This window comes from Planomonospora sp. ID82291, from assembly GCF_015711645.1.
In the GTDB taxonomy this organism is placed as follows: Bacteria; Actinomycetota; Actinomycetes; order Streptosporangiales; family Streptosporangiaceae; genus Planomonospora.
In genome coordinates this window covers 1,768,016-1,794,208 of record NZ_JABTEX010000001.1, presented here as the reverse complement: position 1 = coordinate 1,794,208, position 26,193 = coordinate 1,768,016, and the positions used below count along the sequence as shown (strand labels likewise).

General features: G+C 73.7%; 27 protein-coding genes. 17 read left to right on the top strand and 10 right to left on the bottom strand.

The window, feature by feature from the left end; genetic code table 11:
* Window positions 1-22: 22 nt before the first annotated feature.
* Window positions 23-631: a TetR/AcrR family transcriptional regulator gene (locus HS045_RS07920; RefSeq protein ID WP_196450468.1), complete on the top strand. Its 609-nt coding sequence runs from the start codon at window positions 23-25 to the stop codon at window positions 629-631.
* A gap of 213 nt (window positions 632-844) precedes the next feature.
* The gene (locus tag HS045_RS07915) at window positions 845-2,044 is read left to right on the top strand and encodes an acyltransferase (protein WP_196450467.1); all 1,200 of its coding nucleotides are present in this window, start codon (window positions 845-847) and stop codon (window positions 2,042-2,044) included.
* Here the strand turns inward: HS045_RS07915 and HS045_RS07910 are convergent.
* Window positions 1,961-4,054: a sigma-70 family RNA polymerase sigma factor gene (locus HS045_RS07910; protein WP_196450466.1), complete on the bottom strand. Its 2,094-nt coding sequence runs from the start codon at window positions 4,052-4,054 to the stop codon at window positions 1,961-1,963. The two genes, HS045_RS07915 and HS045_RS07910, sit on opposite strands and share 84 nt — an antisense overlap.
* Before the next feature lie 534 nt (window positions 4,055-4,588).
* Between HS045_RS07910 and HS045_RS34270 the strand changes: the two genes are divergently transcribed.
* Both HS045_RS34270 and HS045_RS07895 read left to right on the top strand, forming a co-directional pair.
* On the top strand, window positions 4,589-6,001 hold the full coding sequence (locus tag HS045_RS34270; RefSeq protein WP_307827414.1) for a DUF1996 domain-containing protein: 1,413 nt from the start codon (window positions 4,589-4,591) through the stop codon (window positions 5,999-6,001).
* Window positions 6,002-6,173: 172 nt separating this feature from the next.
* Window positions 6,174-6,773, top strand: a complete 600-nt coding sequence (locus HS045_RS07895; RefSeq protein ID WP_196450465.1) for a DUF305 domain-containing protein — start codon at window positions 6,174-6,176, stop codon at window positions 6,771-6,773.
* Window positions 6,774-6,926: 153 nt separating this feature from the next.
* Here the strand turns inward: HS045_RS07895 and HS045_RS07890 are convergent, their stop codons facing one another.
* Together HS045_RS07890 and HS045_RS07885 are read right to left on the bottom strand one after the other, a co-directional pair.
* Window positions 6,927-7,868: an NAD(P)-dependent oxidoreductase gene (locus tag HS045_RS07890; RefSeq protein ID WP_196450464.1), complete on the bottom strand. Its 942-nt coding sequence runs from the start codon at window positions 7,866-7,868 to the stop codon at window positions 6,927-6,929.
* Between the two features lie 139 nt (window positions 7,869-8,007).
* Entirely contained in the window at window positions 8,008-8,886 is an 879-nt protein-coding gene (locus tag HS045_RS07885; protein WP_196450463.1) for an NAD(P)-dependent oxidoreductase, read from the bottom strand.
* Between the two features lie 162 nt (window positions 8,887-9,048).
* Here HS045_RS07885 and HS045_RS07880 point away from each other — a divergent pair, with 162 nt between their 5' ends.
* Window positions 9,049-9,387 (top strand): helix-turn-helix domain-containing protein, encoded by a 339-nt coding sequence (locus HS045_RS07880; RefSeq protein WP_307827413.1) that lies wholly within the window; start codon window positions 9,049-9,051, stop codon window positions 9,385-9,387.
* Between the two features lie 193 nt (window positions 9,388-9,580).
* On the opposite strand, the gene HS045_RS07875 is transcribed toward HS045_RS07880, so the two are convergent.
* Window positions 9,581-10,648: a saccharopine dehydrogenase NADP-binding domain-containing protein gene (locus HS045_RS07875; protein ID WP_196450461.1), complete on the bottom strand. Its 1,068-nt coding sequence runs from the start codon at window positions 10,646-10,648 to the stop codon at window positions 9,581-9,583.
* Between the two features lie 256 nt (window positions 10,649-10,904).
* Window positions 10,905-11,900 carry an NADP-dependent oxidoreductase gene (locus HS045_RS07870; RefSeq protein ID WP_196450460.1) on the bottom strand — a complete coding sequence of 332 codons (996 nt, stop codon included), beginning with the start codon at window positions 11,898-11,900 and terminating at the stop codon, window positions 10,905-10,907.
* Between the two features lie 46 nt (window positions 11,901-11,946).
* On the opposite strand from HS045_RS07870, the gene HS045_RS07865 reads away from it, so the two are divergent.
* Together HS045_RS07865 and HS045_RS07860 are read left to right on the top strand one after the other, a co-directional pair.
* Window positions 11,947-12,399 (top strand): MarR family winged helix-turn-helix transcriptional regulator, encoded by a 453-nt coding sequence (locus HS045_RS07865; protein ID WP_196450459.1) that lies wholly within the window; start codon window positions 11,947-11,949, stop codon window positions 12,397-12,399.
* Between the two features lie 296 nt (window positions 12,400-12,695).
* Complete coding sequence (locus tag HS045_RS07860; RefSeq protein WP_196450458.1) at window positions 12,696-13,010, top strand: hypothetical protein; 315 nt, start codon at window positions 12,696-12,698, stop codon at window positions 13,008-13,010.
* A 68-nt stretch (window positions 13,011-13,078) separates the two neighbouring features.
* On the opposite strand, the gene HS045_RS07855 is transcribed toward HS045_RS07860, so the two are convergent.
* A complete protein-coding gene (locus HS045_RS07855; RefSeq protein ID WP_196450457.1) occupies window positions 13,079-13,807 on the bottom strand; it encodes a glyoxalase in 729 nt (242 codons plus the stop codon).
* Between the two features lie 168 nt (window positions 13,808-13,975).
* Between HS045_RS07855 and HS045_RS07850 the strand changes: the two genes are divergently transcribed.
* Together HS045_RS07850 and HS045_RS07845 are read left to right on the top strand one after the other, a co-directional pair.
* On the top strand, window positions 13,976-14,293 hold the full coding sequence (locus tag HS045_RS07850) for a hypothetical protein (protein ID WP_196450456.1): 318 nt from the start codon (window positions 13,976-13,978) through the stop codon (window positions 14,291-14,293).
* A gap of 303 nt (window positions 14,294-14,596) precedes the next feature.
* Window positions 14,597-15,538 (top strand): DMT family transporter, encoded by a 942-nt coding sequence (locus tag HS045_RS07845; RefSeq protein ID WP_196450455.1) that lies wholly within the window; start codon window positions 14,597-14,599, stop codon window positions 15,536-15,538.
* Here HS045_RS07845 and HS045_RS07840 read toward each other — a convergent pair.
* The gene (locus tag HS045_RS07840; protein ID WP_196450454.1) at window positions 15,492-16,103 is read right to left on the bottom strand and encodes a TetR family transcriptional regulator; all 612 of its coding nucleotides are present in this window, start codon (window positions 16,101-16,103) and stop codon (window positions 15,492-15,494) included. The two genes, HS045_RS07845 and HS045_RS07840, sit on opposite strands and share 47 nt — an antisense overlap.
* A 101-nt stretch (window positions 16,104-16,204) precedes the next feature.
* On the opposite strand from HS045_RS07840, the gene HS045_RS07835 reads away from it, so the two are divergent.
* Both HS045_RS07835 and HS045_RS07830 read left to right on the top strand, forming a co-directional pair.
* Window positions 16,205-16,531 (top strand): putative quinol monooxygenase, encoded by a 327-nt coding sequence (locus tag HS045_RS07835; protein ID WP_196450453.1) that lies wholly within the window; start codon window positions 16,205-16,207, stop codon window positions 16,529-16,531.
* A gap of 279 nt (window positions 16,532-16,810) precedes the next feature.
* The gene (locus HS045_RS07830) at window positions 16,811-18,118 is read left to right on the top strand and encodes a sugar MFS transporter (RefSeq protein ID WP_196450452.1); all 1,308 of its coding nucleotides are present in this window, start codon (window positions 16,811-16,813) and stop codon (window positions 18,116-18,118) included.
* 83 nt (window positions 18,119-18,201) lie between these two features.
* Here the strand turns inward: HS045_RS07830 and HS045_RS07825 are convergent, their stop codons facing one another.
* Complete coding sequence (locus HS045_RS07825) at window positions 18,202-18,711, bottom strand: VOC family protein (RefSeq protein ID WP_196450451.1); 510 nt, start codon at window positions 18,709-18,711, stop codon at window positions 18,202-18,204.
* 81 nt (window positions 18,712-18,792) lie between these two features.
* Between HS045_RS07825 and HS045_RS07820 the strand changes: the two genes are divergently transcribed.
* A complete protein-coding gene (locus HS045_RS07820) occupies window positions 18,793-19,251 on the top strand; it encodes a MarR family winged helix-turn-helix transcriptional regulator (protein ID WP_196450450.1) in 459 nt (152 codons plus the stop codon).
* 70 nt (window positions 19,252-19,321) lie between these two features.
* On the opposite strand, the gene HS045_RS07815 is transcribed toward HS045_RS07820, so the two are convergent.
* Entirely contained in the window at window positions 19,322-20,404 is a 1,083-nt protein-coding gene (locus tag HS045_RS07815; RefSeq protein WP_196450449.1) for a YafY family protein, read from the bottom strand.
* Between the two features lie 44 nt (window positions 20,405-20,448).
* Between HS045_RS07815 and HS045_RS07810 the strand changes: the two genes are divergently transcribed.
* Both HS045_RS07810 and HS045_RS07805 read left to right on the top strand, forming a co-directional pair.
* A complete protein-coding gene (locus HS045_RS07810; RefSeq protein WP_196450448.1) occupies window positions 20,449-20,922 on the top strand; it encodes a hypothetical protein in 474 nt (157 codons plus the stop codon).
* Window positions 20,919-21,371, top strand: a complete 453-nt coding sequence (locus HS045_RS07805) for a hypothetical protein (RefSeq protein WP_196450447.1) — start codon at window positions 20,919-20,921, stop codon at window positions 21,369-21,371. Before HS045_RS07810 ends, HS045_RS07805 begins: the two co-directional genes overlap by 4 nt.
* A gap of 40 nt (window positions 21,372-21,411) precedes the next feature.
* On the opposite strand, the gene HS045_RS07800 is transcribed toward HS045_RS07805, so the two are convergent.
* On the bottom strand, window positions 21,412-22,590 hold the full coding sequence (locus tag HS045_RS07800) for an ROK family transcriptional regulator (protein WP_196450446.1): 1,179 nt from the start codon (window positions 22,588-22,590) through the stop codon (window positions 21,412-21,414).
* A gap of 79 nt (window positions 22,591-22,669) precedes the next feature.
* Between HS045_RS07800 and xylA the strand changes: the two genes are divergently transcribed.
* The 3 genes from xylA to HS045_RS07785 all read left to right on the top strand — a co-directional run bounded on the left by xylA (window position 22,670) and on the right by HS045_RS07785 (window position 26,168).
* Window positions 22,670-23,821: a xylose isomerase gene (xylA, locus tag HS045_RS07795; protein ID WP_196450445.1), complete on the top strand. Its 1,152-nt coding sequence runs from the start codon at window positions 22,670-22,672 to the stop codon at window positions 23,819-23,821.
* Window positions 23,818-25,248 carry a xylulokinase gene (gene xylB / locus HS045_RS07790; protein ID WP_196450444.1) on the top strand — a complete coding sequence of 477 codons (1,431 nt, stop codon included), beginning with the start codon at window positions 23,818-23,820 and terminating at the stop codon, window positions 25,246-25,248. The genes xylA and xylB overlap by 4 nt, the downstream gene beginning before the upstream one ends.
* Before the next feature lie 266 nt (window positions 25,249-25,514).
* A complete protein-coding gene (locus HS045_RS07785; protein WP_196450443.1) occupies window positions 25,515-26,168 on the top strand; it encodes a DUF998 domain-containing protein in 654 nt (217 codons plus the stop codon).
* Window positions 26,169-26,193 lie beyond the last annotated feature (25 nt).

Here is a 26,193-nt window from a genome sequence, read left to right as displayed (position 1 = left end):
ATCAGGCGAGGGGGACCCAGGGATGACGGCACGGGAACCGGGCCGGGCGCCGGACGGCCGGGGCGCCGCGCGCAATCTCAACCCCGAGCGGGAGCGGGCGATCCTGGGCACCGTCCTGGAACTGCTGTCGGAGGTCGGCTACGACCGCATGTCCATCGACCAGGTGGCCCGCCGGGCCAGGGCGAGCAAGGCGACCATCTACCGCCGCTGGACGGGGAAGGCCGAGATGGTGGCCGCGGCCATGCACGGGATGGCGGTGGAGCACCGGCCGCTGCCCGACACCGGGACCCTGCGCGGCGACCTGTCCGCGGGGCTGCCGGTGTTCTGCCGGATCTACGAGCGCAAGCACGCCATCGTGCTCGGCCTGCTCCCGGCGATCCGCAGCGACCCGGAGCTCGGGCGGCTGCTCCACGGGCACATGCTGAAGTCCGGTGCGGACGAGGTGGCCGCGTTGCTGGACCGCGCCCGGGCGCGGGGGGAGATCACGGGTGAGGCCCGCGTGACGGTGCTCGCCGAGGTCACCAAGGCCCTGCTCTGGCACCGGCTGCTGCTGACCGGCGAGCCCCTCGACGAGGAGTTCGTCACCCGCACGGTGGACGAGGTCCTGCTGCCCCTGCTCCAGGCGGGGTGACGCGCCCGCTCGGGTGATGCGCCCGTTCGGGTGATGCGCCCGTTCGGGTGATGCGCCCGTTCGGGTGATGCGCCCGTTCGGGTGATGCGCCCGTTCGGGTGATGCGCCCGTTCGGGTGATGCGCCCGTTCGGGTGATGCGCCCGTTCGGGTGATGCGCCCGCGCACGGTTGTGTGGTGTCCGTGTGCCGATATTCATAACTAAAGTCGGGCGAATGACCCCCACTCCTCCCCGACTGGCCTGGCTGGACGCCCTCCGAGGTCCCGCCGCCCTGGCCGTCGCGCTGCACCACGCCGCGTGGACCTTCGTCCCCGAGGCGTGGGCCGGGGTGGACCGCAGGGTCGACGTCGGCACCTGGGGCGTCTTCGTCTTCTTCATGGTCAGCGGCTACATCATCCCGGCCTCCCTGGAGCGGCGCGGCGACCTGCGGGTCTTCTGGACCGGCCGGGCCTTCCGCCTCCTGCCCCTGCTGCTGGTCGCGTTGGCCCTGGCGTTCCTGCTCGCGCACGGCGGGGCGTTCGCCCTCCACCCGGGCCTGGACGACCGGCCTCCGCCCCTCGTCGTCCTCGGCAACGTGACGATGCTGCAGGAACTGCTCGGTGTGCCCGCCGTCATCGGCGTGATGTGGACGCTCTCCTACGAGATGGCGTTCTACCTGATCACGGCCGGGCTGTTCACCGTACGGCAGGCGCACCGGTCGGCCGCGGTCGCGATCGGCCTGGCGCTGTCGGCCGTGCCGCTCGGCCTCCTGCTGCCGGGGCCGGTCATCCGGGGACGCGCCGACCCGGCCGCCGCGCTCCTCGGTGTCGCGGTCCTCGCGGCCGTCGCGGTGTCGGCGCGGGCGCGCGGGCGGGTGCGTACGGCCGCCGCGGTGGCGGGCGGGCTCCTCGGTCTGGCGCTGGTGGTCCTGGGCAGCAGGATCGGCGCGTGGCAGGGGCTGACCGTCCTGGCCGCGATGTTCGCCGGTACGGCCGTGCACCGGGCCGAGCGGGGCGTGATCCGGTGGCGGACCGCGCTCGCCGCGGTGGCGGCGGTCGTGGCCTGCGGGGCCCTCGCCAAGGACGACCCCGGCTGGGCGCCGGCGATCGTGCTGGCCGCCGGATCCTTCGGAGGCGCGTTCGCGCTGCGGAACCGGCGGTTCCCCCGGTGGCTCACCCACCTCGGCGTGATCAGCTTCTCCCTCTACCTGCTCCACCCGCTCCTGCTGCGGATGAGCCCGGACCTCCCGCGGTACTTCCTCATCCTGGTGCCGCTCGCCTACCTCACCCACCGGCTGGTCGAGGCACCCGCCCAGCGCCTCGGCAGGCGGTGGACCCGGCCCCCGGCGCGGTCAGCGGGCCGCACGGAAGGCGCGGCCGGCCAGGGTGGGGGTCCCGTCGGCGCGGAACAGCCCGCTGCCGGGGCCGGTCGCTGAGGCGGACAGCCCGAACCAGGCGTGGCGCCGCACGTAGGGCAGGGAGGCGAGCATGCGGTGGGCGGCGGTGACGAACGCCGCCTGCTCGGCGTCGGTGGCGTGGCGGGCGCCCCGGGAGAAGTCGATCAGAGCGTACTCGGTGAGCCAGATCGGCTTGCGGTAGCGCTCGTGCACGGCCTGCAGGTAGGACCGGAGCTGAGCGACGGCGGCCTCGGTGCGGAAGTCGCCGCCGTACCAGTGCAGCGCGATGAAGTCGACGCGGTGGCCGCGTTCGGCGGCTCCGGTCATGAAGCGGTCCAGCCAGCCGCCCGGGGTGTCGCCGCCGTAGGCGACGGCGGGGCTGCCGAGGATCCGGCCGGCGTCCATGAGCCGCGGCCACAGCGACAGGGCCTCCTCCACGCTCATGTCCGCCTGCTCGGCCAGGTCCGGCTCGTTGAACCCGAGCAGGTACGGCCCGGCGGCCCTGGCCTGGGCGAGGGCCGAGGCGTTGACGTCGGAGGCCGTGCGGATCATGGGGACGAACCGGGCCGAGGAGGGGGCGGCGATGCCGTCGTGGTGGGTGGCCCAGGTGTAGTACCAGCTCGCGCCGGACCTGGCCAGCGCCGTGCCGGCACCCGGCGCCCGCCACACGCCCACGCCCTTCTTGGCGGAGGCCGCCGCGGGGACCCGGGGGACGGGCGTGCGGGAGGCCTTGCGGCGGGCCGGGGAGGGCTCGGGTGCGGGCGACTCCGGCGGGGGCGTCGCGGAGGCCGTACGGGACGCCGTGCCGGGGCCGGCCACCGGTGCGGCGGACGGGGCGGCGGACGGGGCGGCGGACGGGGCGGTGGGCCGCCCGGTCACCGCGACACCGGCGAGGACGGCGAGGACGGCCACCGCGGTGGTGACGGCCGCGGCGACGGCGCCCGCGCCGTTCGGCAGGGAGGACGGCAGCCCGCGCGGTCGCGCCGGGGGAAGGGCGTGGGCGCCCCGGGAACCGCTTCCCCGGAAGGAGGCGACACCGTCTCCTCCGGAACGGAGGACGCCGTCTCCCCTCGCGGGGAGGTCCGCGGGGAGGTCCGCAGAAGGATCCGCGGGGAGGTCCGCAGAAGGATCCGCGGGGAGGTCCGCAGAAGGATCCGCGGGGAGGTCCGTGAAAGGGCCGGAGGGGGAACCCGCGAGGGGATCCGCGGGAAGGTGCGCGGCGGTGTGCCCGGCCTCGGCGACCGGTGGGGCGGGGAGGCGGTCCAGGACGAAGCCCAGGGGAAGCGGCAGCAGCGGCAGGCCGCTGAGCAGGCGGTCGATGGGCAGCGCACCGGCGGCGCGCCGCTCGCAGAGGCCGCAGCCGCGGATGTGCCGGGCGAAGCGCTTGCGCCAGAGCGGGCCGGGCACCCCGTCCCAGCTCCCGGCGAGGGTGCGCAGTTCCCCGCAGCCGGGCTCGGCCCGCAGTGCCCGCACGACGGCGTGCGCGGTCCGGACCTGCTCCTTCATGCGCTGCACGCGCACGGAGGCGTGGCGGGTGGACAGGCCGAGGGCGGCGGCGAGCTCGGCGCGGCCCAGTTCGCCGGTCTCCTCCAGCCACCACAGGGCCAGCAACGCCCGGTCGTCGCGGTCCAGCCAGCGGGTGGCCTCGGCGACCTCGCGGCGCTGGTCGGTGAGACCGAGCCGGAGGATGGTCACGGCGGCGAAGTCGGAGGCGGGATCCGCCACCTCCTCGGCGGTGTCGAGGTCCGTCCTGCGGTGCCGCGCCGCCCGGCGGTCCTGCTCGTGGTCGCGGACCTGGCGGACGGCGATGGACACCAGCCAGGACCGGTACGCCTCCGGGTCGCGCAGACCGGGCAGGCCCCGGACCACCCGGAGCAGCGTCTCCTGGACCACGTCGTCGACGTCGGGATGCCCGTTCAGGGCCCGTCCGACGATGTTGTAGACGAGCGGGAGGGAATCGGCCACCAGGGCGTCCAGCGCCCGCCGGTCCCCGCCGCACGCGGCGGACACCAGCGCCGTGTCCGGTCCACTCCTCCCGGCTCCGGGCATCGCACTCCGTTCTCCGTCGTTCTCCGTCGTTCTCCGTCGTTCTCCGTCGTTCTCCGTCGGGCTCTCCGGCTCTCCGGCTCTCCGGCTCTCCGGCCGCCCGACCGTGGCCTCCGTGGCCTCCGTGGCCTCCGTGGCCTCCGTGGTCTTCGGTGGTCTCCGGTGGTCACCGCGACCACCGTGGTCACTGCGACCACCGTGGTCACCGTGGTGACGTGGTCACCGCGGGACCCGCACGCACCGGGCCGGGGCAATTCTCTCGATAAGTCCGCGAAAGGAAAGACCGGAGGTCTCAGGGACGGGGCCGCGCCGACCGTCCGGAGGGGAGGCGCCGCCGGCGGCCGGCGGACCGTGAGAAATCTGCAGTGTTCTTTCCGGATTTCTGTTGTCCGATACCCGTCCGGCGGTCTCCGGTACAGGAGCGAATGCGTCCGGCACCGGACGCGATGAAAGGACACCGTCTGTATGAGTGAGACCATGCCGCGCGATACCGCCTCGGCTCGCGGTACGGCCCGGCGAACCCGGCGCCTCGCGCTCGTGAGCGCATTCACGGCCGTCGTGGGCGCCTGCCTGGTGAACACCGCGGGCCCGGCCGGTGCGGCCGGAACAGCCACTGCGGCGGGGGTTCCGCTGTCCCAGGGCCGCCCGGTCGGCGCCTCTTCGACGGAGAGAGGCGATCTGTCGGCCGCGGCCGCCGTCGACGGCAGGACCGACACCCGCTGGGCCAGCGCCTTCAGCGACCGGCAGTGGCTCCAGGTCGACCTGGGCGCGGCCAAGCCGATCACGAGGATCGTGCTGGACTGGGAGCAGGCGTACGCCACCGCCTTCACGATCAGAACCTCCAACGGCGGAGGCCGGTGGACGACGGTCCACCGCACGACCGCGGGCACCGGTGGCAGGCAGACCGTGAACGTGACGGGCACCGCCCGCTACGTCCGCCTCGACACCACCAGGCGTTCCTCTCCGTACGGGGTCTCGCTCTGGGAGTTCCAGGTCTACGGAACCGGTTCCGCGACCCCGGCCCCGAGCAGCACCGCGAAGCCCACCGCCACCCCGGCCCCGAGCAGCACCGCGAAGCCCACCGCGAAGCCGACGGCGGGTTCCACCGCGAAGCCGTCTCCGGGCACCACGCCGAAGCCGTCGTCGAGCGCGAGCCCGTCCAGGCTCCCCACGGGCCCCGTCCCGCCCGGAGCCGTACGGGTGGCGGAGTTCGTCGCCGAGTGCCCGTTCACGCACCGGCGGCCCGACGACCCGATCGTGTTCCCCGGGCTCCCCGGCGGGTCGCACATGCACAGTTTCTTCGGCAACACCTCGACCGACGCCCACTCCGACCTCGGCAGCCTGCGGAAGGGCGGGACCACCTGCAGTCCGAAGACCGACCTGTCGTCCTACTGGGTGCCGACCCTGTACGACGGCGACACCCCTGTGGAGCCCACCGGGACCACGTTCTACTACCTGGGCGAGGGGGTGCGGGACGAGCTGATGAACCGGACGCGACCGCTTCCCCTGGGGCTGAGGATCGTGGCGGGCAACGCCCGCGCGACGCGGCCCGACGAGACCAGCAACGCGCGCTGGTCCTGCCTGCACGCCGGACACGTCGGGTCGTCGAAGAACTTCGTGAACTGCCCGGCGGGCACGATGCTGGAGTCGTACCTGGACTTCCCGCACTGCTGGAACGGCAAGGACCTGGACTCGCCCGACCACAAGAGCCACATGGCCTACCCGGTGGCGGGGGCCTGCCCCGCGTCGCACCCGGTGATCGTGCCGAAGCTGCGCCAGGTCCTGCGCTACCCGGTCAACGGCGACCCGGCCCGGTTCCGCCTGGCGTCCGGTCCCGGCTTCACGATGCACGGCGACTTCTTCAACGCCTGGCCGGAGGAGGAGATGGAGCGGCGCGTGCGCGACTGCATCCGCCCGATCGTCAAGTGCGGGGCCGACGGCACTCCCTGAGGCGTGCCCGAGGCGCCCGGTGACCGCCGTCGGACGGTCGCCGTACCGCGTTCGGATCCGACGCTCGAAGCGAGGACGGGGCCCGGTCCGCGCCGGGTTCCGCCTCGCCCGACCCGGAACGACCCGGAACGGCACGGAACGGCCCGCAACGACCCGGAGGAGAGGGACGGAGATGAGACCGAGCACCGTCGGAGCACCGGTGCTCGCGGCGGTCGCCTTGCTGCTGGTCGCGAGGTGCACCGCCGCGGACCCGCCGCCGCATCCGGCCGCGGCGCACCCGGTTCCGTCGTCCACCGCGGCCGGTGCGGTGCCGGACGTCTTCAACGCCACCGACGTCGCCTGGCTGCAGCTGATGATCCCGATGACGGAGCAGGCGCTGGACCTGCTGGCCTCGGCCGCGGAGCGGGCGGCGGACCCGGAGGTCGCCCGGTTCGCCGCGGAGACGGGCGCCGGTCACCGCATCCAGTTGCGGACGTTGCGCGGGCTGCTGAAGAGGTCCGGGACGCCCCCGGTCAACGTGCACGAGGGGCACGACATGCCCGGCATGGTGACCGCCGCCGAACTCGCGGTGCTGCACCGGGCGCAGGGCGCCGCGTTCGACGGGCTCTTCGCCGGGCACATCGGCGAGTACCTCCGGCAGTCCGTCCGGGTGGCGCGGGGCGAGCAGGCATCGGGAGCCGACCGGGAGACCCGGGCGTTCGCCGGGGCCGTGGAGCGGACCCGCGCCGGTGAGCTCACCCGGCTCGCCGGACTGCCCGGCGCGAGCGACTGACCGGCTCGTCCCGCACCCCCGTCCAGGAGGTCACCGCGACTTCACCGGGACGGGGGTGCGGAGGAGGGCGCCCGCCCCCCTCGCCCAGGAGGTCGTCCCCGGAAGGCGCCGCCGGTGGGGCGTCTCACCGGAACCGTCCTCGGGTTCGCGCCGTCACCGGGCCGGGGCCGGCGTCCCGAGGACCTCGGTCAGACGGGAGGTCCCGAGGACCTCGGTCAGACGGGAGGTCCCGAGGACCTCGGTCAGACGGGAGAAGGAATCGGAGCCGTGCCCGGCGTCGATCGCCCGCCGCGCGACGGCCAGCGCGGCGTCCAGTACGCCGGTGTCGAGGCCGCGGGCGCGGGAGGCGTGGACGATGTGCTCCATCCCCGCCGCGGCGGACAGGACGGTGGACTCGTCGCCCGGGTGGCGGCCGCTGTCGACGTGGGCGGCGAAGCCGTCGACGATGCCGGGCAGCAGGGCGCCGATCCCCTTGGCGAACGGGGCCAGCTCCGCTGCCCCGACCCCCTCGGCCGAGGCGAGGGCGAAGGCGTGGACGAGCCCGCTCATGGACGTCCAGAAGAGGTCGAGCAGCGCGACGTCGTGCGCCGCCGCCCGGCCGGGGTCCACGCCCAGGTAGGCGGCCGTGCCGCCCAGGCCGGACAACGTCGGCAGGCAGGCCCGGTAGACCTCCTCCGGCCCGCTGTACAGGACGACCGCCGCGGGGCCGCCGATGGTCGGCGTCGGGGTCATGATCGCGCCGTCGAGGTAGTCGATGCCGTTCCCGGCGGCCCAGGAGGCCGTACGGCGGGCGCGTTCCGGCGTGTCGGCGGTGAGGTTCACCAGGGCCCGGCCCTTCAGCTCACCGGCCGCGGGACCGGTGATCGCCTCCACGGCGTCGTAGTCGATCACGCAGACCACGGTGAGGGGGCTCGCGGCGGCGGCCTCGGCGGGGGTCGCGGCCACGGTCGCGCCCCGGGCGGCGAGGGCTTCGGCCCGGGAGGCCGTACGGTTCCACACGGTGGTGGGGTGGCCGGCGTCCAGGAAGGCGCCGGCCAGCGCCCGGCCCATCGGGCCCAGGCCCAGGACGGTCACGGGCGGGCGGTCGTCGGTCATCTCGTTCTCCTGTCGGGGTTCTGCCGGGAGGGAGCCTGCCGGGCCGGCTCCGGGGCGTCGGTGCGCGGGGGCGGAGCCCGTCACGGACTCGTGCGCGGGGCCGGTCCCGCGCACGAGGTCGTGCGCGGGACAGGACCCGTCACGAGGTGACGCGCAGCAGTTCGACCAGGCGGGAGAGGCCGTCGCCGCCGTGTCCCGCGGCGACGCCCCGGTGCAGGAGGGCCTGCATCGGTTCCACCGGCCCGGTGGCGACGCCCTGCTCCCTTGAGGCGTCCAGCAGGTTGACGTAGGCCGCCGCCTGCATCCCCAGGTTCGACCCGGTGGCCGCGTGCTCGCCCGAGTCGACCGCCCGGGCCATCGCGGGCAGGCTCGTCATCATGGCGTTGAGCCACGAGATCGCCAGCGGCGTGAACTCCGCCGCGGGGATCTTCTCGGAGCCGGTGAGGGCGAGGGCGTGGAAGAACCCGCCGAACATGCCGTACATCGCGCTGAGCAGCGCCAGGTCGTACAGCGCGGCCCGGCCGGGGTCGGCGCCCAGGTGCATGGCGGTGCCCAGCGCGCCGAGGGTCCGCTCGTGCGCGGCGAAGGCGGCGGGCGATCCGCTGTAGAGCACGAGCGCCTCGGGCCGCCCGATCATCGGCGGCACCGCCATGATGCCGCCGTCCACGTAGTCCGCGCCGTGCTCCGCCGCCCACTCGGCGTTCTCCCGCGCCTGGCGGGGCGTGCCGTTGGTGAGGTCCACCAGGGTCCGGCCCCGCAGGGCGGCGGCCGCGGGGCCGAGGACCTCCCGCGCGGTGCCGTGGTCCAGCAGGCAGACCACGGTGAGGGGGCTCGCGGCGGCGGCCTCGGCGGGGGTCGCGGCCACGGTCGCGCCCCGGGCGGCGAGGGCCTCGGCCCGGGAGGCCGTACGGTTCCACACGGTGGTGGGGTGGCCGGCGTCCAGGAAGGCGCCGGCCAGCGCCCGGCCCATGTCGCCCAGGCCGATGACCGTCACCGGGGTCTGCTCGTCGTCGGTCATCTCGTTCTCCGGTTCGTCGGTGTCGGCAGGTGAACGGCAGGGCCGGGATCCGTGAGCGGTCCCGGCCCTGCCGCCTCCGATGCTGGTTCGCCGGTGAGATTTCCTCAAGTACCTACTATTTTCTCAGGTACCTACCTTTTCGTAAGCATGGAGGGCGCGACGGTGAAGAAACGGACCTACAACTGCGGGCTCGACGCCGCGGTGGACGTCGTGGGCGGCAAGTGGAAGGCGCTGATCCTGTGGGCGCTGCACCGGGAGGCCCTCCGGTTCGGCGAGCTGAAGCGGTCGGTGTCGGGCATCAGCGAGAAGATGCTCATCCAGCAGCTCCGGGAGATGGAGTCCTACGGCCTGGTGCATCGGGAGGTCCACCACCAGGTCCCGCCGAAGGTGGAGTACTCCCTGACCGAGTTCGGCCAGTCGCTCAACACCGCGCTCATCCCCCTGGGCGACTGGGGCGAGAAGCACATGGAGACCATCGAGGCCATCCCCCGCACCCGGTAGCGCCCCATCGGGCGGTGCTCCGTCGGGGGTGGTGCTCCGTCGATGCGGCCTGGCGGCCCCGGAACCGGGCCCCGGAATGAGTGGAGCCGGCCCCGGAACCGGGCCCCGGCATCAGTGGAGCCGGCCCCGGAGCCCGTTTCCGAAAGGCGATCACGAAACCGGTTTCGGGAATCCCGGAACCGATTCATCGCCTTCAGGTGGCGGGGGACTCTGCGGGAGGGGTGCGGGGGGCCTCCAGCGAGACGGTGAGCGCGCCGAGGTGCTCCAGGGTCCGGAGGAAGGGCACGGCGGGGAAGGCCTCGGCGGCGCCGAGGACCCCGCTCTTGCCCGGGCCTCCGCCCTCGGCGAGCCGCACGGCCGCCTCCACGGAGGCGACCGCGCCGACCCACCAGATGTCACGTCCGCTCACGTGTCCGTTCCGGCCGCCGCCGCCGGGCGAGGTCACCTGCGCGGCCACGGTGAACTCCGTCCGGGCGCGGGCCTGCGCGTCGGCGTCCTCGCTGGTGAACACCTGCTCCTCCTCGAAGGTCCTGGAGGTCAGCTGCGACTCGACCGTGCGGGCGGGAACGTGGCGCGGGATGGTGACGACCTCTCCCGAAGGGAAGGGCGCGATCATCGTGCGGGGGCCGACGGGCGGGGGGAAGGGGAAGACCGTGTTGCGGATCTCGACCGGCCCCACCCGCAGGGCGCCGTCGGTGAAGGTCACCCTGTCGATCTCGCCGATCAGCAGCTCGGCGGTCTTCCTGGCGCCTCTGGTCATCCGCCAGCCGGTCACCGCATAGCCCACCGTCACGCGGTCGACCTCGGTCAGCCCTTCGGCCACGGCGGCGGCGAGCAGGTCGGCGAGCCCGCCGTAGAAGCTCATCTGGGGGATCATGACGGCTCCGGTGCGCTCCGCCGTCGCCTGCAGGCTGTCGAACATGTATCTGACGTGGTGCGGTTCGACGGCGTGGTCGACGTAGTGGCAACCGGCCTCGGCCGCGGCCGAGGCGACCGGCGCACCGGTCTCCGCGTAGGGGCCCGCGCAGTGGATCAGCACGGACGCGCTCTCGGTGAGCTCGCGCAACGACGTGCGGTCGTCCAGGGGCGCCGCGTGCGTCCGCACGCGCTCCGGTGGGCCGAGCTCGTCGGCCAGCGCGCGCAGCGCTCCGGCGTCGCGGCCGGACAGCACGATGTCCCGGCCTCGGGAGAGCAGTTCGGCGGCCACCAGGCGCCCGGTGTGTCCGGTGGCTCCGTAGATCGCGATGAGCGGGGCGTTCATGACCGGCTCACTTCCGTCCCATGGGCAGGTGATCAGGAAGATCGAACATATGTTCCCACGGCGTGCCCGTCAAGGGGCGGCAGCGGCCCGCCGGAGGCGGACGGGCCGGAGGCGGACGGGCCGGAGGCGGACGGGCCGGAGGCGGACGGGCCGGAGGCGGACGGGCCGGAGGCGGACACGTCGCGGGCGGACGGGCCGGAGCCCGTCGCTTTCGGAGTGGACGCCTCCGGGGCCGAACGCTTCCGGAGTGGACGGGTCAGAGGCGGACGATCATCTTTCCCGTGTTCTCGCCTCGGAGCAGGCCGATGAACGCGGCCGGGGCGTTCTCCAGCCCGTCGACCACGGTCTCGTCCGCGACGATCCGGCCCTCCCTCAGCCAGCCGCCGACCTCCGCGATCATGTCGCGCATCCGCGAGGAGTGGTCGCCGACGATGAAGCCGCGCATGGTGAGCCGCTTGCCGACGGCCAGGAAGAGGTTGCGGGGGGCGCACGGGGGCTCGGTGGCGTTGTAGGCCGCGATCGCCCCGCACATGGCGATCCGGCCGCCGTTGCGGAGCCGCTCGATCGCGGCTTCGAGGTGGTCGGCTCCGACGTTGTCGAAGTAGACGTCGATGCCGTCCGGGGCCGCCTCGCGGAGCTGCTCGGCGACGGGGCCGTTGCGGTAGTTGAAGGCGGCGTCGAAACCGAGCTCGCGCAGGCGGGCGACCTTCGCGTCGGAGCCCGCGCTGCCGACGACCCGGGACGCGCCCTTGAGTCTGGCGATCTGGCCGACGAGCGCGCCCACCGCGCCGGCGGCCCCGGAGACGAAGACGGCGTCGCCCTCCGTGAAGGAGGCGATGTCGAGCAGGCCCACGTAGGCCGTGAGGGCCGGCATGCCGAGCACGCCGAGGTAGGCGGAGGGTGAGACGCCCTCGATCGGGTCGACCTTGCGGACCCGGGCGGCGTCGGCGACGACCTGTTCGCGCCAGCCGAAGCCGTGCAGCACCAGGTCGCCCGCCTCCAGCCCGGGGGCGCGGGACTCGACGACCTCGCCGACCGCCCCGCCTTCCAGGGGTTCGCCGAGGCGGAACGGCGGTACATAGGACTCGGCGTCGTTCATCCGTCCCCGCATGTACGGGTCGACGGACATGAACAGGTTGCGGACCAGGACCTGCCCCTCCTGCGGGGCGGGGAGGTCGGCCTCCACCAGGTCGAAGTCGTCCGGGGTGGGCCAGCCCGACGGGCGCGAGGCGAGATTGATCTGCCGAGACAAGGTGAACCTCCTAAAAAGTTGATATCAATCAACTATACTTGCCGCCGTGAACGTGACCGGTGAAGTGGTGTCCCTGATGGGCGAGATCGCGCTCCGCTACAACCGGAGATACGAGGAGGCCGCCGTCCGGCACCGGCTGACGGCCCTCCAGGCCAAGGCGCTCATGCTGGTCGCCGCGGAGCCGCTGCCCATGCGGCGGATCGCGGACCTGTTCAACTGCGACCCGTCCAACATCACCGGCATCGTGGACCGCCTGGAGAAGCGCGGCCTCGTCCGCCGCGAACCGGTCCCCGCCGACCGGAGGGTGCGGCACATCACGCTGACCGAGGAGGGAGGCCGGATCGTGGCGGAGCTCCGCGGCTCCCTCGGCTTCGCGGCCGCCCCGCTGAGCGCACTGACCGGTCCGGAGCGCACCCAGCTGCGCGACCTCCTCAAACGCATGCTGGCCGCCGACACCGCCGACACCGCTGGCGGCGCCGACACCGCCGACGGCGCTTGATCCGCTCTGACGGACATCCGGGATCAGGGGCTCGCCCCATCGCGCGGGCGCACCAGGAGCCGGCCGGGCCGGCCGTGGCCGAGGAGACGCCGGACGCGTTGGAGGGGCACTGGCCGAGGACAGGAGGCCGTGCCGCCGCAGCCGGGCTGTGTCGCCGCAGCCGCAGCCGCAGCCGGGGTCGCAGCCGGGGTCGCGCGCGACCCCGACCGCATGATTCGAAAAAATCTTGGACTGCGCCGTAACAAAATCCCGCGTTCGCCACTCTCATCTAGCGAACACCACGAGAGAGGGACGAAATGGCCGACTTCACCGCTGCTTTCTTCGACACCAACGGCGACGGCGCCACCGACGCCCAGTGGGCGGACGTCACCGGCGACGGCTACAGCGACGTGGAGAACTACGACACCAACGGTGACGGGGCCTCCGACGTCGAGTGGATCGACACCGACAGCGACGGCGTCGCCGACCAGGAGAACTACGACACCAACGGCGATGGCCGCACCGACGTCACCTACAACGACCTCGACGGCGACGGCTACGTCGACGAGACGCTGGTCGACCTGAACGGCGACGGCGTCGCCGACTACAGCGAGGGCCCCTTCCGCGCCTGAACGGGCGGCGGTCCACGTCGCCGGCGCGGGCCTTCTCGCGGCAGCCACCGAGGCCGGCACCGCCCTTCTCAGGGCAGCCACTCCTGCAGTCCGGGGAGGTGGCCGAGTTCCGACTCGACGCGCCGCCTGTCGCCGGCGGTGAGCTCCAGGCCGCGTAGATCGGCGGCCCACGGTTCGGTGGGCTCGCCGAGGACCGTGGCCAGATCGACGAGGTGGCACAGGGCGATGGCCCGCTCGGCCGCCGGGGCGTCCGCGCCGTGCCTGCGCACCGCGGACTTGAGCGCCCGGAAGGCCTGCAGGTCGTCGTTCTTGAACTCACGCAGGATCCGGGCGTTGTCGAGCGCCTTGGCCAGGCCCGTCAGCCGCTTCGAGCCGCCGTACTCCAGTTCGACCGGCTCGTCGCGCTGGACGAACACGATCGAGTTCCCGGACGGATCGATCAGTGTGAACCGGGACGCGCCGGGCCGGTAGCGGGTGATCCGCGGAAGACCGGAGCTCAGCACCTTTCCGTGGACCCGGCGCATCGCCGCGACGAAGGCCGCGTGGTACGGCGCCACGGCGTCGACCATGACCAGGGAGCATCCCGAGTGCTCCTGGGCCGGATCCAGTCCTTTGGGCGCCGGGCCGAAGTGCAGCTCGAACCCGCTCCACCGCACCGCGAGGTAGACATAGGGCTTGCTCTGCTTGTAGGTCGCCTCGAACCCGAGCGTCTCGTAGAACGCCAGGGTCTCCTCCAGCGACGTGCACGGCATCAACGGCACCGTCGTCTCGTTCGGCCGAATCACGGGCTCACTCATGTCATCCCACCTTCCGGGTCGTCCGGTGATGCTCGCATCCCGGGGTGAACCTCGCATATGGATCGTTCCATGACGTTTCGGAGCCCATCCGAAAAATCTTGGAATCCAGCGAAACAAACCATCTCTTCCACGACTCTTATCTGACGAAAACCATGAGAGAGGGACAAAATGAGCGACTTCGCTACCGCCGCCTTCGTCGACGCCGACGGTGACGGCTACGTCGACACCGAATGGGTGGACGTCAACGGGGACGGCTACAGCGACCAGGAGAACTACGACACCAACGGTGACGGCTACGTCGACACCGAATGGGTGGACGTGACCGGGGACGGCGTCGCCGACCAGGAGAACTACGACACCAACGGCGACGGCCGCACCGACGTCACCTACAACGACCTGAATGGCGACGGCTACGTCGACGAGACGCTGGTCGACCTGAACGGCGACGGCGTCGCCGACTACAGCGAGGGCCCTTTCGCCGTCTGACCGGCGGCCTTTTCACCGGGTCCTTTTCGCCGGGCCCTTCTGCGGAGGCCCTTCTCGTCGGAGGCCTTTCCCCAGGCTCCTTCCGCCGAAGGTCTTTCCGTCGAGGGCATTTCCGCCGGAGGCCTTTCGGCCGGCCGGCCGCCGGACACGGCGAGGACCGGCCTCCTCCCGCCTCTTCGCCGCCTCGACCGGCACCCGCCCGCGACACCGACCGGCACCCGCCCGCGACACCGGGCGGCGGCCGTCAGTTCCGGGTCCGAAAACCGCGATCAAGTCGAAGCGCCCGGAGCATAGGGTTCCGGTATGAACCGGAGCATCACCGGCGAGCCGCCGACCGCTCGACCGGCCCTCGCCGCGGCGGGCGTCACCGTCGTCCTGTGGGCCTCGGCCTTCGTCTCGATCCGCAGCGCGGGCGAGCACTACTCGCCGGGCGCGCTGGCGCTGGGGCGGCTGCTGGTGGGCTCCCTGGTGCTCGGCGCCCTCCTGGCGGTGCGGCGCGAGGGGTGGCCGGCGCGCGCCGCCTGGCCGGGCATCGCGGGCTCCGGCATCCTCTGGTTCGGCCTCTACATGGTCGCGCTCAACTGGGGCGAGCGGGAGGTGGACGCCGGTACGGCGGCCATGATCGTCAACATCGGCCCGATCCTCATCGCCCTGCTCGGCGGGCTGCTGCTCGGCGAGGGGTTCCCGCGCCGGCTGCTGGCCGGCATGGCCGTGTCGTTCGCCGGGGCGGTCGTGGTGGGCGTCTCGATGTCCGGCGGCGACGGCGGATCGTCCGTGCTCGGCGTGCTGCTCTGCCTGGCGGCGGCCGTGCTGTACGCCGCGGGGGTGGTCTGCCAGAAGCCCGCGCTGCGGCACGGCTCGGCGCTCCAGGTGACCACGTTCGGGTGCGTCGTCGGGACGCTGGCGTGCCTGCCGTTCGCGGGGCGGCTCGCCGCCGAGGCCGCGGAGGCGCCCCTGGCCGCCACGCTGAACATGGTCTACCTCGGCGTGTTCCCGACGGCGCTCGCCTTCACCACCTGGGCGTACGCGCTGGCCCGGACGACGGCGGGGAAGATGGGCGCGACGACCTACATCGTGCCGGCCCTGGTGGTCCTGATGTCGTGGCTCGTCCTCGACGAGGTGCCGGGATGGCTGACGGTGGCGGGCGGCGTGCTCTGCCTGGCGGGGGTGGCCGTCTCCCGGGGCGGCGCGGCTCCGGTCAACCGGGCCGACCGGGCTGACCGGGCCGTTCTTCGCGCCGGGTGAGTCTGGCGACCATGGCCGCGAGAGCCCGCCGGCGCTCGTCGTCGTCGGCGCTCCCCGTGATCAGCATCGTCAGCTGCGGCACCGCCGCCCACCACACGGCCATGGCGAAGACCCCGTACAGCAGTTGGGCGGGGGCGATCTCGGCGGGCAGGTCGCCGCGTCCCTGCGCCCGGGCGATGGTCTCGACGCGGCTGCGGTAGTGGGCCGCACGCTCCAGATGTCCGACCACCACGGTCGAACCGCGTTCGAGCCCCTCCCAGTGCACCAACCGGACGAAGTGCGGATGGTCCCGGTGGTAGTCGTGCACGGCCAGTGCGTAGGCGGACAGGTCCGCGGCCTGGTCGTCGGTGAGCGGCAGGGCGCCGGCCAGGCGGGCCAGCTCCCGTGCGAGCACGACGTCGAACAGCTCCTCCTTGCTGCCGAAGTTCCCGTACAGCCGCTCCTTGTTGACCTTCGCGCGGGCGGCGATGCGGCTGACGCGGGCACCGGCCAGTCCATGGGTGGAGAACTCCTCCACGGCGGCGTCGAGGATGACCTGCCGGGTGCGCTGCGGATCGTAGGGCATGGCGGGCAGCGTACCGCCGATTTTCCAACCTTGCGGTTGACACCCCTATAGGCGGCGAGGAAGATTTCCAACCGAACCGTTGGAATATTGAAGGAGTCCAGGTGGGCGACGACACCCTGCTGCTGCGCGCCACGTTCGAGATCAAGGAGGAGGCCCTTGAGGCGTTCACCGACCACGCCCGCGCTCTGATGGCCTCCGCCCGCTCCGAGGAGGGCGTCCTGAGCTACGAGGTGCTGCAGGACCCCGACCGGCCGGGACGCCACGTGTTCCTGGAGGAGTACGCCGACGACGACGCGATGCGCGCGCACATGGCCTCCGAGCTCGTACAGAGCTACCTGCGGCGGCTCCCCGCGTGGCTGGCCGCCCCCGCGGTCGCCCAGGTCTGCGGCCTCCGGCGACTCGACCGGTTCTCCATCGATCCGGCCTGACTCTCGCGCGGGCCGCGACCGGCGGGGGCGGCGTCACGGGCGACCGGCGGGGGCGGCGTCACGGACGGGGTCGTGAGCTGGCTCGTGGACGGGCCCGTGGACGGGCCCGTGGACGGGCGCCGTGAGCGGGATCGCGGGCGGATGCCACGGACCGGGGTGTGGGACCGCACCCTGCGGTCTCCGTCCGCTCGCTATGGCATCGGCTGATCTGTCACCTATAGTCTCAAATCCGGCTGTTTCGGGTCGATGGTCCGGTACGCCCGCCACCGCAGGAGCGGTGTGACCGTCCTGCCCCCCGGCCTCTGGAAGACATCGGTGACCTTCGACCACACCCGCCGAGCCTGCTACACCGGCTACGTCACCCAGGCGATCGTGAACAACCTGGCGCCCCTGCTGTTCATCGTCTTCCAGGACCGCTACCAGGTGCCCTACGAGATGCTCGGCCGCCTGGTCCTGCTGAACTTCGCGACCCAGCTCGTCACCGACCTGGTCGCGGTCAAGGTGGTGGACCGCACGGGCTACCGCGTGCCACTGGTCCTGGCCCACGTGTTCGCCGTGGCGGGGCTGGTCCTCCTGGCGGTCGCGCCGTCCGCGGTCGCGCCGTACCCGGGGCTGGCGCTGGCGGTCGTGGTGTACGGCATCGGCGGCGGGCTCCTGGAGGTCCTGGTCAGCCCGGTCGTGGACGCGCTGCCCGCCCCGCGGCAGGGGAAGGCCGCCGCGATGAGCCTGCTGCACTCGTTCTACTGCTGGGGCCAGGTCGCCGTCGTGGTGGGGACGACGCTGCTGCTGGCGGGGATCGGGGACGCGTCGTGGCAGGTCGTGCCGCTGCTGTGGGCGGCGGTTCCGCTGGCCAACCTGGTGCTGTTCCTGCGGGTGCCGCTGCCGGCGACGGTCGCGGAGGAGCACCGGACCCCGCTCGGGACGCTGCTGCGGAGCCCCGCCTTCGCGGCGGCGCTGCTGATGATGCTCTGCGCGGGCGCCGCCGAGCTGACCATGTCGCAGTGGTCGTCGCTCTTCGCCGAGCAGGGGCTGGGCGTCTCCAAGGTCGGGGGCGACCTCGCGGGGCCGTGCCTGTTCGCGGTGCTCATGGGGATCGGCCGGATCGGCTACGGCCTGTGGGGCGAGCGGATCCGCCTGCCGTGGGCGATGCTCGGCTGCGGGACGCTGGCGGTCGGCTGCTACCTGGTGGCCGCGCTCGCGGCGGCGCCCGCGCTCAGTCTCGCCGGGTGCGCGCTGTGCGGGCTGGCGGTCAGCCTGCTGTGGCCGGGGACGTTCAGCCTCGCGTCGGCGCGCTTCCCCTTCGGCGGCGCGGCGATGTTCGGCGTCCTGGCGGTGTCCGGTGACGCGGGCGCGGCGGCGGGACCGTGGCTGGCGGGCGCGGTGGCCGACGCGACCGCCGGAGGCGGGGCGCTGAGCGGCCTGGCCGGGCTGCTGCCGGGTGCAGGGGACACGGGCCTGCGCGCCGGGTTGCTCGCCGGCGCGGTGTTCCCGCTCGTGCTCGTCGCGCTGAGCGCGGCCCAGGTGCTCCTCGCCCGCCGCGCCGCCTCCCCGCCGTCGATCGCGTCGGACGCCGCCGTCAGGCCGTGATCGGGACGCCGCCGTCGATCGCGTCGGGCCCCGCCGTCAGGCCGTGATCGGGACGCCGCCGTCGATCGCGTCGGACGCCGCCGTCAGGCCGTGACGGAGACGCCGACGCCGCCGCGGGTGTGCGCGCCGTACCGCTCCTGCTCGCGGGCGATGTCCAGCGGCCGGATCCGGGACCGGCCCGCCAGGACCTCCTCGGTGACCAGGTCGGCGGGGAGCAGCCAGGAGACCTCGAACTCCAGGCCGTCGGGGTCCTTGGCGTACAGCGCCTTGGTGGTGGAGTGGTCGGAGGCGCCGGCCAGGGCGCCGAGCCCGCTCAGCCGGGCGGCGATCCGCTCCAGCTCCGCCAGGGTGTCCACCTCCCAGGCCAGGTGGTAGAGGCCGACGGTCGAGCGCCCCGCGGCCGAGGGGCCCGCCTGGGCGCCGATCTGGAAGAGGCCGAGGTCGTGGTCGTTGCCGGAGCCCTCGGCCTGGAGGAACGCCGCGCCCGGCATGTTCATGACGACCCGGAAGCCCAGGGCCTCCCGGTAGAAGGCGACGCTGCGCTCGACGTCGCGCACGTACAGGACCGCGTGGTTGAGCCGCTGGACCGGCATGGTGACCCCCTGGATCGCTGAAAAGTTGAACTCTCAAGTACTTTAGCCGCCGAAACTTGAGAGTTCAACTAAACTGTCCCCGTGACGCGATGGCTGGACGACGACGAGCAGGCCGTGTGGCGGTCCTTCCTGGCGGCCTCCCAGGTGATCCAGGAGGAGCTGGACCGCCAGCTGCAGCGGGACTCCGGCATGCCGCACGCCTACTACGCGGTGCTGGTGCGCCTGTCGGAGGCGCCGGAGCGCCGGATGCGGATGAGCGAGCTGGCCGCGGAGGTGAACTCCTCGCAGAGCAGGCTCTCCCACGCGGTCGCGCGGCTGGAGGAGCGCGGCTGGGTGCGGCGCCTGCCCTGCCCGGCGGACCGGCGGGTGAGCTGGGCGGTGCTCACCGACACCGGCCACGCCGTGCTCGCCGCCGCCGCGCCCGGACATGTCGAGGCCGTACGGCGCTGCCTGTTCGACCGGCTGACCCCCGAGCAGACCCGGCGGCTCGCCGAGATCTGCGCGGCCGTCCTGGGGGACGGGGCGGACGGCCGGGGTTGAGGCCCGTCCTGTTCCCCGGTGTCCCGGTGTCCCGGTGTCCCGGTTTCCGGATGTCCGGGTGTCCGGGTGGTCAGCGGGCCGTCGGGCCGGCGGAGGATCCGATGGGCGGAACCGGCCGGGGCGGGCCCCCGCCCGTCGTGAGGGGATCCGTCGTGAGGGGATCCGTCGCGACCTGGCCCGTCCGGGGATAGAGGGCGGCGAGTGCGTGGGCGGTCTCGGCCATCAGGCGGCGCAGCTCCGCCGGTTCCAGCACCTCGACCTCGGCGCCGAGCTTGAGGAACTCGGTCAGCGCGTGCGCCGGCGACTCGACGGGCACGGTGGCCGTGATCCAGCCCCGGGTGTCGGGCGGTCCGGCCGTCTCGTCCACGGCCCCGATCACGGCCGAGCCCATCAGCTGGGCGAGCCGCTCGCGCCCGGCGGGGGAGAGCCGGACGGTCGCCCGGCCCTGGAACAGCCGCGACCGGAAGTCCGCCAGGTACGCGCTCCAGTGCCCGGCCAGGTCGAATCCGCCGGGCCGCTCGAACGTCTCGCCCGTGACCTGCAGGGTGAGGATCTGGCCGACCCGGTAGGTCCGCATCGCGCCGTCGCAGCGGGCCACGAGGTACCATCTGCCGGCCTTGAGGACCAGGCCGTACGGCTCCAGCCGCCGATCCACTTCGTACGGCGCCGCCCAGCGGCTGTAGCGCACCCGGATGACGCGCCTGTTCCAGACGGCGTCCGCCACGTCCGGCAGCCGCGGCACCCGGTCCCCGTCGTGGTACCAGCCGGGCGCGTCGAGGTGGAAGTGCTCCCGCACGCTCCGGGACCCCTCGCGCAGCTCGCGCGGGAGCGCGGCCTCGATCTTGAGCTCGGCCGCGGCGGCCAGGGCGCCGAGACCGAGCTCGGCGGCCGGTCCGGGCATCCCGGCCAGGAACAGCGCCCGCGCCTCCTGCGCGGTCAACCCGGTCAGGCGGGTCCGGAACCCGTCGAGGAGCCGGTAGCCGCCCCGGTGCCCGGCCTCGCCGTACAGGGGGATCCCCGCGGTGTGCAGCGACTCGACGTCGCGGTAGATCGTGCGGACGCTGACCTCCAGCTCGTCGGCGAGCTGCCGGGCGGTCAGCAGGCCGCGTGACTGGAGCAGCAGGAGGATGGAGAGAAGCCGGGACGCTCGCACTCCACTGACATTACGTGTCAGCGGAGGGGCCGTACGGTCCGGCCATGGCGTTCATCGAGAAGAACATGCGGCCGCTGGACCCGATCGTCGTCGGCGGCCGTCCCTACAAGCGCTACCACGTCGACCGGCCCGACCGGCCGATCGAGCCGGAGGTCGAGAAGGCGGCCTACGCGTACCTGCCGGCGCTCGTGCCCGCGCCCGCCGACGACTCCCCGGCCGGCTGGACCGTCCTGCACCGGGGCGGGGACACCGGCGCCTACCTGCTCGCCTACACCTGGGTCTGGGACAACGTGGTGGAGGTGCACACCGCCGCGGCCGGCCAGCCCGCCGTCGGGTGCCCCGACGAGGACCCCTCGAACTTCGTGCCCGAGACGCGGCGCTGGGTCGGGTGCGTGTGGGAGCTGCCCGCCCTGGAGTACGAGCGCGCCGCCTGGGTCCGGCACATGTTCGCCGGGGACGCCCCGGACCTCGGCGGCTACCTCGCCGACACGCGCCCGGAAGGCCCGGTGGGACGGTGAACGACTTCGACTTCTTCACCGGCGCCTGGGACGTCGTCAACCGCCGCCTGCTGAAGCGCGACGCCGGGAGCGACGAGTGGGAGGAGTTCCCCGGCCGGAGCGTCGCGCACGGCTTCTTCGGCGGGGCGGGCAGCTTCGACGAGATCACCTTCCCGACCAAGGAGTTCGACGGCGCGACGGTCCGCGTCTACGACGCCGCGCGGCGGGAGTGGTCCCTGCACTGGATCAACAGCGCGCGAGGACTCGACCCGGTCCCGGTGGTGGGCCGGTTCACCGACGGGGTCGGCGTCTTCTACGCCGACGACACCGACGACGGCCGTCCGATCCGCGTCCGGTTCACCTGGTCGCGCATCACGCCGGAGTCGTGCCGGTGGGAGCAGGCGTTCTCCTACGACGGCGAGTCGACCTGGGAGACCAACTGGATCATGGACTTCACCAGGGTCTCCTGAGGCCGTCCCTCCGCGCCGGGGTGCCCGGGGACGCGGCGGTTCACCGGGCGGGCAGGTGGGCCACCGGGTCGGCGACGATCCGGTGGATCACCTGCCCCGCCGCGCCGAGCACCGCCGCGTCGCCGCCGAGGCGGGAGACGGCCAGGTCGGGTACGGCGGCGCGGATCGCCGACAGCCGGGCGGCCGTGGTCGCGCGCACGGGGCCGCGGATCCACGGGAAGAGCGGGGCGAAGACGCCGCCCAGCACGATCGTGCCGGGGTCGAACAGGTGGACGGCGGAGGTCAGCGCCAGGCCGAGCGCGTGCCCGGCGCGCTCGCAGGCGGCCAGCGCCGCCGCGTCCCCGTCGCGGAGGCGGCCGGTCAGCTGCTCGACGGTGTCGGCCCCGGCCGCGCGGAGCAGCGCCTCCTGCCCGGCGTACTGCTCCAGGCAGCCCCGGCCGCCGCAGCGGCAGGCCGGGCCGTCGGGGAAGACGACCACGTGGCCGAGCTCGCCGGCGAGCCCGTGCGCGCCCCGGAAGAGCGCGCCGCCGACGACCAGGCCGGCGCCGACGCCGATCTCCCCGGAGACGTGCAGGAAGTCGCGGTGACCGGAGCCGAACCAGAGCTCGCCCAGGGCGGCCAGGTTGGCCTCGTTGTCCACGGTCGGCGACGGCGACGGCGCCGGCAGCCCGCCCGGCGGCCCGCTCAGCAGCTCGCCGACGTGCACGTCCCGCCAGCCGAGGTTGGGGGCGTTGTGCACCAGCCCGTCGTCCACGGGACCGGGTACGGCGAGGACGGACCCGGCGATCACCAGGCCCGCCGCACGGGCCTCGTCCACAGCCTCACGGGCGAGTTCGCACAGGTGACTCAGGGTTTCCACAGGTGAGGCCGTCCGGTTGTCCACAGCCTGTGCACGACGCAGCCGCACCGCCAGCGTCAGGTCCACGACGCAGGCGGAGAGGTAGTCGACGTTGATCTCCAGGCCGAGCGCCGCGACCCGGCCGCCGCTGAGCGCGACCGCGGTGCCCGGCCGGCCGCGCTCGCCCCGGGACGGGACCCCGGTCTCGGCGACCATGCCCGCGGCGAGCAGGTCGGCGACCATCTTGGAGACGGTGGTCTTGGTCAGCCCGGTCATCTCGGCCAGCGCGGCCCGGGTGACCGGCCCGCTCCGCCGGACCTCGCCCAGGACCACCCCCAGGTTGCGGGCGCGCATCGAGTCGTGGCGTACGGCCTGTGTCATGGAGCACCCACCTCTTGACGATCCCACTTCCAGGACGCATATTAAATCCATTAAGTGGACTAAATCGGAGGACCGGCCCATGAACGCCTACACGCCCACCCCGCAGGACCGTTTCACCTTCGGGCTGTGGACGGTCGGATGGTCGGCGCGCGACCCGTTCGGCGACGCGACCCGGGCCGCCCTCGACCCGGTGGAGACCGTGCACCGGCTCAGCGAGCTCGGCGCCTACGGCGTCACCTTCCACGACGACGACCTGCTCGCCGTCGAGCCCGACCGGGACAAGGCGATCGAGCGCTTCAAGGGCGCCCTGGCCGAGACCGGCCTGAAGGTCCCGATGGCCACCACCAACCTGTTCACCCACCCGGTCTTCAAGGACGGCGGGTTCACCAGCAACGACCGCGACGTCCGGCGGTACGCCCTGCGCAAGGTCATCCGCAACCTCGACCTGGCCGCCGAGCTGGGCGCGACCACCTACGTCCTGTGGGGCGGCCGGGAGGGCTCCGAGTCCGACGCCGCCAAGGACGTCAAGGCCGCGCTCAGCCGCTACAAGGAGGGCCTCGACCTGCTGACCTCCTACGTGATCGACAAGGGCTACGACATCCGGTTCGCCATCGAGCCCAAGCCGAACGAGCCGCGCGGCGACATCCTGCTCCCGACGATCGGCCACGCGCTGGCCTTCATCGGCGAGCTGGAGCACCCCGAGCGGGTGGGCCTCAACCCCGAGGTCGGCCACGAGCAGATGGCCGGGCTGAACTTCGTGCACGGCATCGCCCAGGCGCTCTGGCACGGCAAGCTCTTCCACATCGACCTGAACGGCCAGCACGGTCCCAAGTACGACCAGGACCTGATCTTCGGCCACGGCGACGTGAAGAGCGCGTTCTTCCTGGTCGACCTGCTGGAGAACGAGGGCTACGAGGGCCCCCGCCACTTCGACTACAAGCCGCTGCGCACCGACGACGCCTCCGACGTGTGGGAGTCGGCCGCCGCCAACATGCGCACCTACCTGATCCTCAAGGAGAAGTCCGCGGCCTTCCGCGCCGATCCCGAGGTGGCCGAGGCGCTGGCCGCCGCCCGGGTCGGCGAGCTGTCGCAGCCCACGCTGGCCCCCGGCGAGACCCTCGACGACCTGGCCCGCGACGACTTCGACCTGGACGCCGCCGCCGAGCGCGGCTTCCACTTCACCCGGCTCAACCAGCTCGCGCTGGAGCACCTCCTCGGAGTGCGCGGATGACCGGTGCGCGACCCCTCGTGGCCGGGGTGGACTCCTCCACCCAGAGCTGCAAGGTGGTGATCAGGGACGCCGCGACCGGCGCTCTGGTCCGCCAGGGCCGGGCCGCCCACCCCGACGGGACCGAGGTCGACCCCGAGGCCTGGTGGACGGCCCTGGGCGAGGCCGTGGACCGGGCCGGCGGGCTGGACGACGTCGCGGCCGTCGGCGTGGCGGCGCAGCAGCACGGCATGGTCTGCCTGGACGGGTCCGGGCAGGTCGTGCGCGACGCCCTGCTCTGGAACGACACCCGCTCGGCGCGGGCCGCGGCCGACCTGGTCGCGGAGCTGGGCGGACCGGCGGCGTGGGCGGCGGCGGTCGGCAGCGTGCCGGTCGCGTCGTTCACCGTGAGCAAGCTGCGCTGGCTGGCCGAGCACGAGCCGGACAGCGCCCGCCGCACGGCCGCGGTCTGCCTGCCGCACGACTGGCTGACCTGGCGGCTGGCCGGGCGGTCGGGGGAGCCCGTCACCGACCGCGGCGACGCCTCCGGGACCGGCTACTGGTCGCCCGCGACCGGGTCCTACCGCACCGACCTGCTCAAGGCCGCCCTCGGCTCCGTCCCGCAGCTCCCCCGGGTGCTGGGCCCCCGGGACGGTGCGGGCGAGGTCCGCCTCGCCCGCGACCCCCACGCGCGCGCGTGGGGCGGCGCCCCGGTCCCGGACGGGGCGCTGCTCGCCCCCGGGACCGGGGACAACATGGCCGCCGCCCTCGGGGTGGGCGCGCGGCCGGGCGACGTGGTGGTGTCCGTCGGCACGTCGGGGACGGCGTTCGCGGTGGCCGAGGCGCCGAGCGCGGACCCGAGCGGGGCCGTGGCCGGGTTCGCCGACGCGACCGGCCGGTTCCTGCCGCTGGTGTGCACGCTCAACGCCGCCCGGGTCCTCGACGCGGCCGCCCGGATGCTCGGGGTCGACCTCGACCGGCTGGGCGAGCTGGCCCTGGCCGCCCCGGCGGGGGCCGGCGGGCTGGTCTGCGTGCCGTACCTCGAAGGGGAGCGGACCCCGAACCTGCCGGACGCGACCGGGTCGCTGCACGGGCTGACCCTGGAGACCTCCACCCCCGGCCACCTGGCCCGGGCGGCGGTCGAGGGCATGCTCTGCCACCTGGCCGACGCCTTCGACGCCCTCGGACTGGACCCGGCCCGGGTGCTGCTCGTCGGCGGCGGGGCCCGGTCGGAGGCCGTACGGCGGATCGCCCCGGCGGTCTTCGGGCGGCCGGTGGTCGTGCCCGAGCCGGGGGAGTACGTCGCGGACGGCGCGGCGCGGCAGGCCGCCTGGCTGCTGGCCGGCACCGACGAGCCCCCGGTCTGGGAGGGCGGCGCGTCGGCCCGCTACGAGGCCGACCCGCTCCCGGAGATCCGGGCCCGCTACGCCGAGGTCCGCCCGCGCGGCTGACCTCGGTGCGGATCCGGTGCGGATCCGGTGCGGATCCGGTGCGACCGGCGGCCGGCCGTGCGCCCGGGGCACGGCCGGCCCCGGGGCGCGGTCGGCGGGGCGCCGGCACCGTGGCGCCCCGGGCGCAGCCGTGACGCCGTGCCGGAGCGGGGCCGGCCGGACCCCGCTCCCCCGGGAGCGGGGCCGGCGTCTCAGGGGCGCGTCAGGGTCGGGTCAGGGGATTATCCCGATGACTGGGGGTGCCTCCGGAGGGCAGTCTGGGCGTCATGCTCCGGTTGAAGATGCTCTATCCGCTGATCGCCTGCGCGGGGATCCTGATCGCGGCCGTCGCGGCCGTGGTCGGGCAGATCGATCCCGATCCGTACCTGGACCCGCTCAACCTGACGATCAGCGAGTACGCCGTCCTGGACCGGGGCGGGGCGACCGAGTTCGCCGTGATGTCGCTGGGGGTGGCGTCGTTCGCGCTGGTCGCCGGGTTGCGCGCGGTGCGGGCGCCGGTGGGGACGGCGGCGGAGCGGCTGATGCTGGCGTGGAGCGCGGCGCTGGTGCTCATCGCGATGGTGCCGACCATCGCGCCGGGGGTCGCGGTGGACCTCGGCGCCCAGGTCCACCGCTACGTCTCGGTCGGCGCGTTCGCCGCGATGCCCGTGGCGGGCATGTTCATGGCGGCGGGGCTGGCGCAGGACGAGCGGTGGCGGGCGGCGGCCAGGCCGGTGGAGTGGCTCTCGCTGGCCGGGGGGTTCGGCCTCCTGGCGATCACCTACGTGGCGCTCCCCGGACACGGGGTGCTGATCGGCCTGGTCGAGCGGGTGCTGCTCGGCGCCGAGGTCGCGCTCATCGCGGTGCTGGCCGTCCAACTGCTCCGGCTGACCTGGATCCGGAGCACGAGCACCCACGCCTCACAGGCCGTTCTGGGGTGACATGCCCCTCTTGCTGTAGATCGTC